General features: G+C 70.5%; 11 protein-coding genes and 2 pseudogenes. 9 read left to right on the forward strand and 4 right to left on the reverse strand.

All coding sequences use genetic code 11. The features are described from left to right. Nucleotides 1–232: 232 nt before the first annotated feature. Nucleotides 233–1141 (forward strand): CPBP family glutamic-type intramembrane protease, encoded by a 909-nt coding sequence (locus BTH_RS07155; RefSeq protein WP_308411123.1) that lies wholly within the window; start codon nt 233–235, stop codon nt 1139–1141. Nucleotides 1142–1408: 267 nt separating this feature from the next. Here BTH_RS07155 and BTH_RS07160 read toward each other — a convergent pair whose 3' ends face one another. Beyond that, on the reverse strand, nt 1409–2080 hold the full coding sequence (locus BTH_RS07160) for a MarC family protein (protein WP_009897143.1): 672 nt from the start codon (nt 2078–2080) through the stop codon (nt 1409–1411). A gap of 91 nt (nt 2081–2171) precedes the next feature. Beyond that, nucleotides 2172–3497: a phenylacetate--CoA ligase PaaK gene (gene paaK / locus BTH_RS07165; RefSeq protein WP_009897146.1), complete on the reverse strand. Its 1326-nt coding sequence runs from the start codon at nt 3495–3497 to the stop codon at nt 2172–2174. Nucleotides 3498–3765: 268 nt separating this feature from the next. On the opposite strand from paaK, the gene BTH_RS07170 reads away from it, so the two are divergent. Next, nucleotides 3766–4854, forward strand: coding sequence for a calcium:proton antiporter (locus tag BTH_RS07170; RefSeq protein WP_009897148.1), 1089 nt, complete (start codon nt 3766–3768; stop codon nt 4852–4854). Between the two features lie 114 nt (nt 4855–4968). Here the strand turns inward: BTH_RS07170 and BTH_RS07175 are convergent, their stop codons facing one another. After that, complete coding sequence (locus BTH_RS07175) at nt 4969–5937, reverse strand: LysR family transcriptional regulator (RefSeq protein ID WP_009897150.1); 969 nt, start codon at nt 5935–5937, stop codon at nt 4969–4971. Between the two features lie 20 nt (nt 5938–5957). Here BTH_RS07175 and BTH_RS35580 point away from each other — a divergent pair, with 20 nt between their 5' ends. The 7 genes and pseudogenes from BTH_RS35580 to BTH_RS07200 all read left to right on the forward strand — a co-directional run bounded on the left by BTH_RS35580 (nt 5958) and on the right by BTH_RS07200 (nt 12885). Continuing rightward, nucleotides 5958–6221, forward strand: coding sequence for a hypothetical protein (locus BTH_RS35580; protein WP_009907698.1), 264 nt, complete (start codon nt 5958–5960; stop codon nt 6219–6221). A 61-nt stretch (nt 6222–6282) separates the two neighbouring features. After that, nucleotides 6283–7461 carry an HPP family protein gene (locus tag BTH_RS07180; RefSeq protein ID WP_009897152.1) on the forward strand — a complete coding sequence of 393 codons (1179 nt, stop codon included), beginning with the start codon at nt 6283–6285 and terminating at the stop codon, nt 7459–7461. A 131-nt stretch (nt 7462–7592) separates the two neighbouring features. Then, nucleotides 7593–8006 carry a MarR family winged helix-turn-helix transcriptional regulator gene (locus BTH_RS07185; protein ID WP_009897153.1) on the forward strand — a complete coding sequence of 138 codons (414 nt, stop codon included), beginning with the start codon at nt 7593–7595 and terminating at the stop codon, nt 8004–8006. A gap of 33 nt (nt 8007–8039) precedes the next feature. Then, nucleotides 8040–9527 (forward strand): annotated as a pseudogene (locus tag BTH_RS07190) (chloride channel protein); the annotation flags it as partial. 78 nt (nt 9528–9605) lie between these two features. After that, nucleotides 9606–9896: pseudogene (locus BTH_RS35850) on the forward strand (CBS domain-containing protein); the annotation flags it as partial. Nucleotides 9897–10337: 441 nt separating this feature from the next. Further along, nucleotides 10338–11840: a class I SAM-dependent methyltransferase gene (locus tag BTH_RS07195; RefSeq protein WP_025370294.1), complete on the forward strand. Its 1503-nt coding sequence runs from the start codon at nt 10338–10340 to the stop codon at nt 11838–11840. 160 nt (nt 11841–12000) lie between these two features. Beyond that, entirely contained in the window at nt 12001–12885 is an 885-nt protein-coding gene (locus BTH_RS07200) for an FkbM family methyltransferase (RefSeq protein WP_009897156.1), read from the forward strand. A gap of 92 nt (nt 12886–12977) precedes the next feature. Here the strand turns inward: BTH_RS07200 and BTH_RS07205 are convergent, their stop codons facing one another. Further along, on the reverse strand, nt 12978–13709 hold the full coding sequence (locus tag BTH_RS07205) for a LytR/AlgR family response regulator transcription factor (protein WP_009897157.1): 732 nt from the start codon (nt 13707–13709) through the stop codon (nt 12978–12980).

The following is a 13709-nucleotide window of genomic DNA, read 5'->3' on the forward strand; positions in this document are numbered from 1 at the left end:
GCCGGAGCGCGACGGAACGAACGGGCCGTCGCCGTCTTCGATGCCGCCCGCTTCGCCGCGCATCACGCCCGGCCGCTCGGCTCGCGCCCGTCTTCGCATCGACGGGCTTAGCACCGAACCATGCGAGCGGAACACGCGGCGATCGCCCGCCACAGAACCTCGTCTGCTCGGACGAGCGCAAACGCCGGCGTCACCTCGCGCCGGCGGCCCCCAACGGCAAACGCGTTATGATGTGCGGCCTTTCATAAGATCATTCGTGGTTCTATTCATGTCTGGCAACACTTTCTGGCTCGCGGCTCCGTGGGCCGCCCTCTTCGTCGCCGCGCTCGCGGCCGTCTGGTTTCCGAAGCTGCGCGCGGCGAGCGTCGGCCTCGGCGCGCTAGGCTATGCGGGCGCGTTCGCGACCGGCCTGATCGCGCCCGTCGCGCTCGCGCCGATCGCACTTCTCGCCGCCGCCGCGTACGCGGTCGCGCCGCAGCGCCACGCGGCCGTTCGCATCGCCGGCCACGCCGTGTTCGTCGCGCTCGCGCTCGCGCTGATGCTCCACTGGCTGCCGGGATTCCACAACCCGCGCGTGATCGGGTCCGTGCGCTACACGCCGGATGCCGCGCCGTTCTCGATGTATCTGAATCTCGACAAGCCGCTCGTCGGCTTCTGGCTGCTGTGGACGCTGCCGTGGCTGCGGCCGATCGACGATCGCGCACGCGCATGGCGCGCGGGCATCGTCGCGGCCGTCGCGACATCGGCGGTCTGCCTCGTGTTCGCGCTCGGCGTCGGCCTCGTAGGCTGGGCGCCGAAGTGGCCCGAATCGGCGTGGCTGTGGTTCGCGAACAATCTGCTGTTCGTCTGCTTCGCCGAGGAAGCGCTGTTCCGCGGCTATCTGCAAGGCGGGCTGAGCCGGCTGCTCGCGAACCGCGCGCCGGCTTCGGGCGCGCTCGCGCTCATCGCCGCCGCCCTGCTGTTCGGTGCCGCGCACGCCGCGGGCGGCTGGCAATGGGTCGCGCTCGCCACTGTCGCGGGCGTCGGCTACGGGCTCGCATATCGCGCCGGCGGGCTGCAGGCGGCGGTGCTCGCGCACGTCGGCCTGAATCTCGCGCATTTCGGGCTGTTCACGTATCCGATGCTCGCGGTCGCGCGCTGAGCGGCGTCCCGCGCGCGGCGCAACAGGCCGCGCGCCGCTTCCGGTCACGCGCGCGCCCGGCACAAACTGCGTGCCGCAGCTTCTTGCGCGCGGCGAATCGGCTGTTCGTCACATCCTTTCGCAAGCGGCCGAGCCGATCGGCCGCCGCGCCGTTCAAAGGCGGCCGGCCAGCGACTCGTCGCGCCCTTTCACGCGCGCCCAGGCCGGCCGCGCGTCATTCTCTTTCGCCGGCCGGCGCGCGATCCGCGCGCGGCGTCGGCGAGGCCGTCACTTCACCTGATCGGCGATCGGCCGCAGGAACTCGGAAAAGCCCGTCAGCATGATCTGCACGCCGACGCACAGCAGCAGGAACGCCGACACGCGCATCGCGACCTTCGTTCCCTCGGTGCCGAGATAGCGCGCGAGAAACGCCGCGCGGCTGTACGTCTGCCAGATCACGAGCGCGGCGAGCGCCGACACCGCGACCGACACGATGCTCGACAGCAGGAACTCCGAGAGCTTGTGCGTGCGGTTCGCGTTCAACGCGATTGCGGTCGCGATCGAGCCGGGGCCCGTCGTCAGCGGGATCGTCAGCGGGAAGAACGCGCGCGCCATCGCGTTGCGCGGCTCGACGGGCTTCGCGGCCGAATCGCCGCCGCTCGGCACGTCGGGCTCGTTGAGCATCTGCCAGCCGGCGACGGCGACCGCGAGGCCGCCGCCGATGCGCAGCGCCTCGAGCGAGATCCCGAAGAAATGCAGGATCGGCGTGCCGACGAAGAACGCGGCGAGCAGCACCATGAACGCGTTGATCGCGACCTTGCGCGCGAGCGCCGCGCGCTGCGCCTCGGTCAGCGATTCGGTGCGCTCGAGAAACAGGAACGCGATGCCGAACGGATTGATGATGCCCATGAGGCCGGTGAAGCCGAACAGGATTTCGGAGATCAGGCGGTCGACGATCATCGGAAAGCGGGAAGGACGAGGAATGGTTATCGAAGGCCGCGCCATTGTAGAGCATGCGCGGCGGACGCACTCCGTTGCGCAGGCATGAGCGTCAGGCCGCCTTCCCGCGCCGGTCGATCACCCGTCTCGCCTTGCCCGTCGCGCTCGTCGAGATCGCGCCCGCGGGCAGCACCGCGACGCCCGCCGACACGCCGACCATCGTCTTGATCCGATGCCGCAGCTCGTTCGCGAGCGCCGCGCGCGCGTCGTCCGACAGGCCCGCTTGCGCATCCGTGCGCAGTTCGGCCGCGACGTCGAGCCGATCCATATGCCCGTCGCGCGATACCGTCAGTTGATACTGACCGGATAGCTGCGGCAGCGCGACGACAAGCGCCTCGATCTGGCTCGGGAACACATTGACGCCGCGGATGATCAGCATGTCGTCCGAGCGCCCCGCGATCCGCGCGAGCCGGCGCATCGCGCGCGCGGTCGGCGGCAGCAGCGCGCTCAGGTCCCGCGTGCGGTAGCGGATCACGGGCAGCGCCTCCTTCGTGAGCGACGTGAACACGAGCTCGCCCTCGCTGCCGTCGGGCAGCACCTCGCCCGTCACCGGATCGACGATCTCCGGATAGAAGTGGTCCTCCCAGACGGTCGGCCCGTCCTTCGTGTCGACGCACTCGCACGCGACGCCCGGCCCGATCACCTCGGACAGCCCGTAGATGTCGAGCGCGTCGATGCCCGCGCGCGTCTCGACCTCGTCGCGCAGCGCCTGCGTCCACGGCTCCGCGCCGAAGATGCCGATCGCGAGCGACGACTCGGCCGGGTCCATCCCTTGCCGCGCCATCTCGTCGAGCAGATTCAGCATGTACGACGGGGTGACGAGGATGATCCGCGGTTCGAAATCGCGAATCAGCTGCACCTGCTTCTCGGTCTGCCCGCCCGACATCGGCACGACCATGCAGCCGAGCCGCTCCGCGCCGTAGTGGATGCCGAGCCCGCCCGTGAAAAGCCCGTAACCGAACGCGTTGTGCAGCGTGTCGCCGGGCCGGCCGCCCGCCGCGCGGATCGAGCGCGCGGTCACGCTCGCCCACATGTCGATGTCGCGCGCGGTGTAGCCGACGACCGTCGGCCTGCCCGTCGTGCCGCTCGACGCATGCACGCGCACGACCTGCTCGCGCGGCACCGCGAACAGGCCGAACGGATAGTTCTCGCGCAAGTCGTCTTTCGTCGAGAACGGAAACTTCGCGAGATCGGCAAGCGTCTTCAGGTCGTCCGGACGCACGCCCGCCGCGTCGAAGCTGCGGCGGTAGTGCGGAACGTTCTCGTACGCGTGGCGCAGCGACCACTTCAGGCGCGAGAGCTGCAGCGCCCGCAGTTCGTCGCGGCTCGCGGTCTCGATCGGCTCGAGTGCGCCGGCCGGGTGGGACGGTCGTGTCATGGGGATCGCTCCTCCGGTGGAGTGATGTCGTTCTGTTTATATGGAGTCGCAATTTATAAACCGACCAGTCGGTCGATTATAAATACTTTCCCGGTCCGCCCTGCAAAGATCCTTTACCGTTCCCGCAACCATCGGCGGCATCGCGACGGCGTTTTTCCGCTCGGCCGCCGCCCGCCCGTCGAGGCGCCGCACGGCCGCGCCCCGGATTTCGGTGCCGGACCGCCTGTTAGAATCGCTGCTCGCGCCCTGCCACGACCAAGGACACTCCATGCCGATCTCTTCGCCCGCCCTTCCGCGCTGGACGCTCGCCGCCCCGCTCGCCGCCTGGCTGGTGCTCGCGCTGTCGCGCGTCGTGCCGGCCGAAGGCATCGTCATCGCATTCGTCGCGGCCGCGCTCGCGGGCGCCGTGTTCTCCGCCGTTCACCACGCCGAAGTCGTCGCGCACCGCGTCGGCGAGCCGTTCGGCACGCTCGTGCTCGCGATCGCCGTCACCGTGATCGAGGTCGCGCTGATCGTATCGGTGATGCTGTCGGCCGGTCCCGAGAAAGCGGGGCTTGCGCGCGACACAGTGTTCGCCGCGGTGATGATCGTCTGCAACGGGATCGTCGGGCTGTGCCTGCTCGTCGGCGGCTGGAGGCACGGCGAGCAGGATTTCCAGGGGCGCGGCGCGACGAAGGCGCTCGCGGTGCTCGCGTCGCTGTCGGTGCTCTCGCTCGTGATGCCGAACTATCTGAGCGCCGCGCCCGGCCCGAGGCTGTCGACGTCGCAGCTCGCGTTCGCCGGCGTGTCGTCGCTCGTGCTGTACGGCGTGTTCGTGTTCGTGCAGACGGTTCGCCACCGCGACTACTTCCTGATCGACGGCAGCAACGCCGACGAATCCGTCCACGCGGTGCCGCCGAGCGGCCGCACCACGCTCGTCAGCATCGTGTCCCTGTTCGTGAGCCTCGTCGCGGTCGTGCTGCTCGCGAAACTGCTGTCGCCCGCGGTCGAGCGCACGGTGTTGCGGCTCGGCGCGCCCGAGGCGGCCGTTGGCATCGTGATCGCCGCGCTCGTGCTGCTGCCGGAGGGGCTCGCCGCCGTCGGCGCGGCGCGCGCGAACCGGCTGCAAACGAGCATGAATCTCGCGCTCGGCTCCGCGCTCGCGAGCATCGGCCTCACGATTCCGACCGTCGCCGCCGTGTTCATCTGGACGGGCAATCCGCTCACGCTCGGCATCGGCGGAATGGAGACGGTGCTGCTGTCGCTCACGCTGCTCGTCAGCACGCTCACGCTCAGCATGGGACGCACGACGGTGCTGCACGGCGTCGTCCATCTGTCGCTGTTCGCCGCGTATCTGTTCCTGTCCGTCACGCACTGACCCCGCGCCGCCGCCGCGCGCTCCCGCACCGCGCGCGTCGCCGTGCGCCCGGACGGCGCGGCGCGCGGCCCATCGCCCGACATCGCGCATCGCGATGCGCGGCGCGTCCCGCCGTTACGCGACCTCGCGCAACGCGTTGCCCGCGCCGCCGTTCAGCCGGTTGAGCTCCCTCAGATCGTTTTCGAGCGCCGGCGCGAGCGTCGTGCGCAGATGGTCGAGGAACGTGCGGATCTTCGCGTCGAGATAGCGGCGCGTCGCGTAGACCGCGTACACGCTCAGCGTGTCGAGCCGATAGTTCGGCAGCACGCGCACGAGCCGCCCTTCGCGGATGTCGTCGAGCGCCGTGTACAGCGCGATCGAGCCGATCCCGCGCCCCGCGCGCACCGCCACCGACAGCGCGTCCGGCACGTTCGCCTGGAACGGTGCGGGCGGCAGCGCGTAGACGGTCTCCTCCCCGTCGTCGCGCTCGAGCCGCCACTCGCCGCCCGGCGACGCCGGCGTGTCGAGCCGCAGGCACACGTGCTTCGCGAGATCCTCGGGCGTCGTCGGCGTGCCGTGCCGGGCGAGATACTCGCGCGACGCGACGAGCACGCTGCAGCTCGTCCCGCAGGTCTGCGCGACGTAGCCCGAATCGGGCAGATGCGACGCCGACACGATCGACACGTCGTAACCCTCCTCGACGAGATTCGGCATGCGCTGCGCGAGCGTGAGTTCGACCGACACGTCCGGATTGTCTTCCTGATAGCGGACGATCGACGACACCACGTGGCTCTGCCCGAGCCCCGTCATCGCATGGATGCGCAGCTTGCCGCTCGGCCGCAGCAGCGCGTTGCGCGCCTCGGCGTTCGCGTAGTCGATCTCGGCGAGGATCGACTTCGCGCGTTCGAAGTAGCGCTGGCCGCTTTCGGTCAGGCCGAGGTGACGGGTCGTGCGGTGCAGAAGGCGCGTCTGCACGTGCGCTTCGAGATTCGAAACGGCGCGCGACACCTGGGCCGTGGTCGCGTCGATTTCCTTCGCGACCGCTGTGAAACTGCCGGCTTCGACGACGCGCACGAACAGGCGCATGTTATCGAGCATGTCCATGGGATGGGCTTCGGGAATGAATGGGGAACGATGGCCGGCGGGATGCGGCGCTTGCCGCGATGCGCGGCCGGGGGCGGCTGATCGACCGGATGCGCGGGCCATGGGGCAGGCTGGAGGCGGGCATCGCGGGCGGCAAATTATGTGATTCGTCGAGATCAGAACGGGCGAATTGTACGCCGATGCGCGCCGGCGCGCGCTCTCGCGCGCATTTTTCGCATCCTGAAATGCCGACGGCCGGCCGCGCCATCCGCGGGGCCGGCAATTTATATCACAATGACATATAATTTCGGGCTTGTCGCGCGACCGATCGGCGCACCCCTCCATTTACGTTACGGCAGTCCGACCTTGTCCTCGTCCCTCGCGTTTCGTCACCGCCTCGTTCACTGGCTCCTGCGCTTCGTCCCGATCCCGGTCACGCTCAGCCTGCGCGAACGGCTGCGCTCGTGCGCGGGCGCGCTCGTCGGCATCGGCTGCGTCGGCGTGACGATGCGCGCGCTGCCGGGCATTCCGGGCGACGTGCCGCTCCTCGTCGCGCCGATGGGCGCCTCGGCCGTGCTGCTGTTCGCGGTGCCGGCAAGCCCGCTCGCGCAGCCGTGGTCGCTGATCGGCGGCAACCTCGTCGCGGCGACGGTCGGCGTCGCGTGCGCGCAGTGGATCGCCGATCCCGTGCTCGCCGCGTCGGTCGCGATCGCGGGCGCGATCGGCGCGATGTTCGCGCTGCGCTGCGTGCATCCGCCGTCGGGCGCGGTCGCGCTGACGGCGGTCGTCGGCGGCCCGGCCGTGCACGCGCTCGGCTTTCGCTTCGTCGTCGAGCCGATCGCGCTGCAATCGGCGGCCCTTCTCGGCGCGGCGCTCGCCTACCACGCGCTCACCGGCCACCGCTATCCGCACGGCGGCGCGCGGCCGCAGGCCGACGCGAGCGCGAACGTCACGGCCGCGCCGCAGCACGCGCGCTTCCTGCGCGCCGATCTCGAAGCGGCGCTGAAAAACCGCAGCGAATGGCTCGACGTCGCGCCCGAGGATCTCGAATCGCTGCTGCGCGAAACCGAGCTGCGCGCGTACGCGCGCACGTTCGACGAACTGTCGTGCGCCGACATCATGTCGCGCCACCCGATCAGCATCGCGCCCGACACGCCGCTGCCCGCCGCGATGACGCTGCTCGACCGGCACCGGATCAAGGCGCTGCCGGTCGTCGACGCGAATGCGCGCGTCGTCGGCATCGTCACGCGCGCGGACCTGTCGAAGGCCGCGCCTTACGCGACGCCGGGCTTCCTGCGCGGCCTGTCCGCGCGGCTGCCGCGCTCGCTCGTCGGCCCGGCGTTCGTCGCGCGGGCCGTGATGAGCACGCGCGTGCACACGGTGCGCCCGGCAACGCCGATCGCCGAGCTCGTGCCGCTCTTCGCCGATCACGGCCACCACCACATCCCGGTCGTCGACGCGGAGCACAGGCTCGCCGGCATCGTCACGCAGGCGGACCTGATCGCCGGGCTCTACCGGCAGTCGCAGGTGCGGCTCGCCGCCTGATCGGCGCGGAATCGACGCGGAAACGCCGGGGCGGAAAAGGACTCGACACCCTGAATCCGGGCATGCCGAGCGCCGCTCAAATACATCACAATATGATATATTTCGCTCTTTTCGATCACGTTGGAACGTCGATGACGAAACCGGCACGCGAACTGCGCAAGACAGATTTCGAACAGCTTTCCGAATTCCGCTATCAGATGCGGCGCTTCGAGCGCTTCTCCGAGCGGGCCGCGCAAAGCGAGGGCATCACGCCGCTGCAATACCTGCTGCTGCTGCACATCAAGGGCTATCCGCAGCGCGACTGGGCGACGGTGGGCGAGCTCGCCGAGCGGCTGCAGGCGCAGCATCACGGCGTCGTCGCGCTGGTGACGCGCTGCGAAGCGGTCGGCCTCGTGCGGCGCAGGCCGAGCGACACCGATCGCAGGCAAGTCGAAGTGCATCTGGAGACGGCCGGCGAGCGCGTGCTCGCGCGGCTCGCCGAGCTGCACCGCGCCGAGCTGAAATCGCTGCGCGGCGCGTTCCAGGTGCCGCAGATCGATTACTGAACCGATAAAACCACAAACGTCCCCCCCGACATCATGAGCATCGCCGCCCCACACAAACGCGATTTCGCGTCGAACACACGACTGCCTCGCATCGCGCTCCTCGCGCTCGCGATCGGCGTGCTCAGCACGCTCGCCGCATTCGCGCTGCTGAGCCTCATCCATCTGTTCACGAACCTGTTCTTCTTCCAGCAATTCTCGTTCGCCGACCGCTCGCCCGCGCTGAACACGCTCGGGCCGTGGGCGGCCGCGGTGCCCGTCGCGGGCGGCGTCGTCGTCGGGCTGATCGCGCGCTTCGGGTCGGAGAAGATCCGCGGCCACGGAATTCCCGAAGCGATCGAGGCGATCCTGTTCGGCAAGAGCCGGATGTCGCCGAAGGTCGCGATATTGAAGCCGCTCGCATCGGGCATCGTGATCGGCAGCGGCGGGCCGTTCGGCGCCGAAGGCCCGATCATCATGACGGGCGGTGCGATCGGCTCGCTGATCGCGCAGTTCGTGAAGGTGACGGCGGCCGAGCGCAAGACGCTGCTCGTTGCCGGCGCGACGGCCGGGATGACCGCAGTGTTCGGCACGCCGGTGGCCGCCGTACTGCTCGCCGTCGAGTTGCTGCTGTTCGAGTGGCGGCCGCGCAGCTTCCTGCCGGTCGCGCTCGCGTGCGCGGTCGCGGGTTTCGCGCGCGCCGCGTTCTTCGGCGTCGGCCCGCTGTTTCCGGTCGAGACCGCGACGCCGACGGCCGCCGCGCTCGGCTCGTGCGCGCTGGCGGGCCTGCTGTCGGGCGCGCTCGCGTGCGGGCTGTCGGTCTCGCTCTACAAGACCGAGGACTGGTTCGGCAAGCTGCCCGTCCACTGGATGTGGTGGCCCGCGATCGGCGGCCTCGCGGTCGGGATCGGCGGGCTGATCGAGCCGCGTGCGCTCGGCGTCGGCTACGACGTGATCGGCGATCTGCTCCACGGCCACATCGTGCTGCAGATCGCGCTCGCGATTCTCGTCGTCAAGGCGGTGATCTGGGTGATCGCGCTCGGCTCGGGCACCTCGGGCGGCGTGCTCGCGCCGCTGCTGATGCTGGGCGCGGGGCTCGGCACGCTGCTCGGGCCCGTGCTGCCGGGCGGCGAGCCGGCGCTGTGGCCGCTCGTCTGCATGGCGGCCACGCTCGGCGCGACGCTCGGCGCGCCGCTCACCGCGATCGTGTTCGCGTTCGGCCTCACGCACGACGCGAACGCGCTGCTGCCGCTCCTCACCGCGACGCTCGTCGCGCACGGCTTCGCGACCGTCGCGATGAAGCGCTCGATCATGACCGAGAAGATCGCGCGGCGCGGCTATCACATCTATCGCGAATACGGCGTCGATCCGCTCGAGCGCCATTACGTCGACGAAGTGATGACGCGCGACGCCGTGACGATCGACGCGGACCTGAGCGCCGACATCGTGCGCGCGCGCTACTTCGGGGCGACGCAGGCTCACCGCGCGTACCCGGTCGTGCGCGACGGCGTGCTGATCGGCATGCTCGATCGCGCGACGCTCGATCGGGGCGCGGACGCGCACGGCGGCAATGCGCACGTCGGCGGCCGGCAAGCGGGCGTTGCGCAAGCGTCGCAGACGCAGGCGGCCGACGTGCGGGTCGCCGACATGCTGCCGCGCCGCGCCCCGCTCGTCGCGCTCGCCGACGAAACGTGCCGCCTCGTCGCGACCCGGCTTGCCCTGCATCAGCTCGAACGCCTGCCGGTCGTCGCCGACCCGGACACGATGCAACTCGTCGGCATCGTGTCGCGCAGCGATCTCGTGAAGCCGGCGCTCCACCACTTCGACGACGAACACAAGCGCGAACGCTTTCGCCGCGCACGTCCGGCCGCGTTCGTCAAGCGCCGCTTCGCGCCGGCGCGCAAGACGGGCTGAGCGGCGCGCGGCGGCCGGCCCCGCCGGCGCGCGCTGTCGAGACCGCGCGCGACCCGCCTGGGCCCGGCACGCTGCGCGCCCGCGCCGCCGGTTGCAACGTCGCCTTCTTTTGTTTTGAAGCGGAATACTGAGCCGAAGAACGGATCGCATGTGCGTCGAGGCTGACCGAGCTTGACACCGCCGCCGATGGCGCGGGTTCGCAAGACGGCCTCCCGCGACGCGACGCCCGCGCCTCGCGACCGGAACCGGCCGCCCGATCCACGCCGCGCAGGGCGCACGCGCCTCGCGGGCCGTCACGCGGCCCTCGCCCGCTGGCCGTATGGTAAGCTCGCGCGGCAAGCCGAAGCCGGCCTGCCATGCCGGCCGCCGCACGGCCCGACGCGGCGCCACTGGCCACGGCCGTCCGGCCCCCGTGCCGCGGCGCTGCGTTCGAATCGCTCCGTGCGTCGCCCGTGCAAGCCGGAGCGCGCGTTGCGCCGAGCCGGAGCGCCGGCAACCGAAGTCGTGCCCCTCATTCTCATGCAAGCATCCGATCCCGCCTCCGGCTACCTGAGCGACGTGACGTTCCCGGACCGCTTCCACCGCGAGCTGTCCCCCTCATGGCTCAATTATGTGAGCGTGCTCGGCGGCGCCCGCCCGAAGGCGCTTGACCGGCCGTTCCGCTACCTCGATCTCGGCTGCGGCTTCGCGCATTCGACCGTGATCAACGCCGCGGCGTTCGCGCACGCCGAATTCCACGCGTGCGACTTCAATCCGGCCCACATCGAAGCCGCCGAGCGACGCGCGACGCGGCTCGGCGCCGGCAACGTCGTGTTCCACGAAGCGAGCTTCGACGCGCTGCTCGACCGGGATTTGCCGCCGTTCGACTTCATCGTGATGCACGGCGTCTACAGCTGGGTCGGCTCGGACGTTCGGCACGCGATCCGGCAGTTGCTCTCGCGCCGGCTCGCCGACGGCGGGCTCGTCTATCTGAGCTACAACTGCCAGCCGGGCTGGTCGGCCGAGGCGCCGCTGCGCAAGCTGATGGTCGAGCTCGCGCAGGCCGCGCAGGGCGGCACCGAGGCCCGCACGGGCAGCGCGGTCGCCGCCATGCGGCAGCTCGGCACCCCGAGCCTGCGCTACTTCCGGGACAATCCGGCCGCCGCCGGCGCGCTGGCGGCGCTCGCCGACGCGCCGCTCGACTACGTCGCGCACGAGTTCATGAACGCGACGTGGAAGGTCCATTATTCGGTGGACGTCGGCGACGAAATGGCCGAAGCGGGCCTCGCTTACGTGGGCAGCGCGACGCTCGCCGACAATCATCCGATGCTGCTGATCGACCGTCAGGCAGCCGACGCGATCGCGGCGCTGCCGAACGCGCGGCTGCGGCGTCTCGCGGAGGACTTCGCCGTCAATCGCCGCTTTCGCCGCGACGTGTTCTTGCGCGGCGCGGGCGAGCGCGTGGCGCCCGCCGAGGCGATCCGCCATCTCGACGAGATCGCGATCGGCTGCACGACCGATGTCGAACGGATCGACACGCGCATGACGATTCCGCGCGGCGCGATCAGTTTTCAGCCCGACTTCATCGCCGATTTGCGCGCGCTGATGGGCCGCGGCGCGATGCGCATCGGCGAGATCGTCGCCCGCCTCGGCGGAGAACGCCGCAACCCGCGCGAGATCCGGCAGAACCTGCTGTTCCTCGTCGCGAGCGGCGCCTTGACGCCGTTTGCGCAGCCGGGCGGCTATACGGAAACGGGCTCGCGGCGCGCGGCGAGCCCGGCCGCCGCGGCGGCGCTCGCGGCCGGCGCGCGCGAGGCGGCGCCCACGTTCGCGCCGTGCGAGCCGCTCGGCGGCGGCATCGCGGTGAGCGCCGACGAGGCGGCGAAGGCGCTGCGCTGGATCGCCGGCGACGCGGCGCCGCGCCCGGACCGGCTCGCGCGCGTCGGCGTGCTGCGCGGCGCGTGACGCGCGCGCCCGGTTCCGGCCGCCGCCGCATCGAATCCGCGAGGCCGGCGCGGCGGCACCGGTGCAGCCGATCAGGGCCGCCGAAGTCTCGGCGATGTGCCCCGTGACATCCAGCGTTCGCCGGCGCGCACCGCCGCCTCGCATTGCAAGGGAGCAGAACATGAGTTTCGCGCAATTGTATGGACGATATCTCGATCGAAAGATCGTCGTCTTCGACGTCGGCTGCCGTTGGGGATTCTCGAACGTCTGGGAGCCGCTTGCCCCTCACGTCAGCCTGTACGGCTTCGATCCCGACGAAGCCGAATGCGCGAATCTCGCCGAGCGCTACCGGGGGCGGGACGTCACGTTCGTGCCGAAGGCGCTCGCCGCATCGATCGGCCGCCGGACGCTCTACCTGACGCGCGAGCCGGCGTGCAGCTCGCTCTACGCGCCGGCCCCGGAGCCCACGTCGTCGATTCCCGAGCTGCGCTGCGCGGCCCGGGTCGGCGCGCAGGAAATCGACGTCACGACGCTCGATGCATGGCTCGCGGAATCCGGCGTGCGCGCGCCGGATTTCATCAAGCTCGACGTACAGGGCGCCGAGCTCGACGTGCTGCGGGGCGCCGCGGCCTGCCTGCGCGACGTGCGCGCGCTCGAACTCGAGGTCGAGTTCAACCCGATCTATCAGGACCAGCCGCTGTTCGCCGACGTCGACACCTTCCTGAGGCAGCAGGGCTTCGTGCTGTGGCGCCTGTCGAACCTCGTCCACTACACCGACGATCCCACCGCCTCGGTCTTTCCGGCCGCCGACGTGCACTATTACGATTCCCGCCCCGTCCCCGTGCCGACGATGGCGGGCCAGCTCTTCTGGGGACATGCGTTCTACGTGCGGCCGGAGACCGCCGCCGGCGGACGCGCGCTGGACTGGCGTCAATGCGTGACGGACGCGGCGCTGATGCACGCGTCGGGATTTCACGATCTGGCCGACCGGCTGTTGCGAAGCGCCGCGCGAAACTGCCCGGCGGCGCTCGCCGACGCATTCCCGTCCCCGCAGGCGCTGCGCTGAGCGCTGACCACCGATACCGGCAGCGCCGACGCAACGGATCGACGAAATCGGACACGCACCGGACGCCGCCCTCGCGCCCGCTTCACCACGCATCACATGTGCTTGAACAGCCCCGCATACGCGCGGCTCACCGGCAGCACGTCGCGGTGGCCGTGCAGATGAATGCACAGGCGCCCGAGCAGATCGCGCTCGATCCGGTCGATCGCCGCATACGCGACGATCACGCCGCGATGCACCTGCGCGAAGCGATCCTGGTCGAGCCGTTGCAGCAACTCCTTGAGCGGCGTGCGGATCACGTGCCGCTCGCCCGCCGTCACGACCTCCGTGTATTTGTCGAGCGCCTGGAAATACAGCACGTCGTCGACGGACACGAGCCGCGTCGTGTCTTTCAGCCCCACCGTCAGCCAGCGGATCAGCGTCGGCTCCTTCGGCATCCGCGCGTCCGACAGCGCCTGCGCGCCCGGCGGCGCGAAGCCGCCGCGCTGCAGCTTCGCGATGCAGCGCAGAAGACGCTCGTCGGTCACGGGCTTGAGCAGGTAGTCGATCGCCGAGCGGTCGAACGCCTCGACGGCGTACTCGTCATACGCCGTCACGAACACCACGTGCACGTCGGGCACGAGGCTCGCGAGCTTGAGGCCGTCGATGCCGGGCATCCGGATGTCGAGAAACGCGATGTCGGGGCGCGCGGCGTTGAGCGCCGCCAGCGTGTCGACGCCGTTGCGCGGCATCGCGACGATCTCGAGTTCGGGCCACAGCTCGGCAAGACGCTCGGCGAGCTCGGCGGAAAGGTTCGGTTCGTCGTCGGCAATGAGCGCGGTCGGCAT

Source organism: Burkholderia thailandensis E264, assembly GCF_000012365.1.
In the GTDB taxonomy this organism is placed as follows: domain Bacteria; phylum Pseudomonadota; class Gammaproteobacteria; order Burkholderiales; family Burkholderiaceae; genus Burkholderia; species Burkholderia thailandensis.

Excerpts from the sequence above, each read along its gene's own strand:
- BTH_RS07160 (WP_009897143.1), bottom strand. The coding sequence starts at position 2,080 with ATGATCGTCGACCGCCTGATCTCCGAAATCCTGTTCGGCTTCACCGGC.
- paaK (WP_009897146.1), bottom strand. The coding sequence starts at position 3,497 with ATGACACGACCGTCCCACCCGGCCGGCGCACTCGAGCCGATCGAGACC.
- BTH_RS07170 (WP_009897148.1), top strand. The coding sequence starts at position 3,766 with ATGCCGATCTCTTCGCCCGCCCTTCCGCGCTGGACGCTCGCCGCCCCG.
- BTH_RS07175 (WP_009897150.1), bottom strand. The coding sequence starts at position 5,937 with ATGGACATGCTCGATAACATGCGCCTGTTCGTGCGCGTCGTCGAAGCC.
- BTH_RS35580 (WP_009907698.1), top strand. The coding sequence starts at position 5,958 with ATGGGGAACGATGGCCGGCGGGATGCGGCGCTTGCCGCGATGCGCGGC.
- BTH_RS07185 (WP_009897153.1), top strand. The coding sequence starts at position 7,593 with ATGACGAAACCGGCACGCGAACTGCGCAAGACAGATTTCGAACAGCTT.
- BTH_RS07200 (WP_009897156.1), top strand. The coding sequence starts at position 12,001 with ATGAGTTTCGCGCAATTGTATGGACGATATCTCGATCGAAAGATCGTC.
- BTH_RS07205 (WP_009897157.1), bottom strand. The coding sequence starts at position 13,709 with ATGCCGACCGCGCTCATTGCCGACGACGAACCGAACCTTTCCGCCGAG.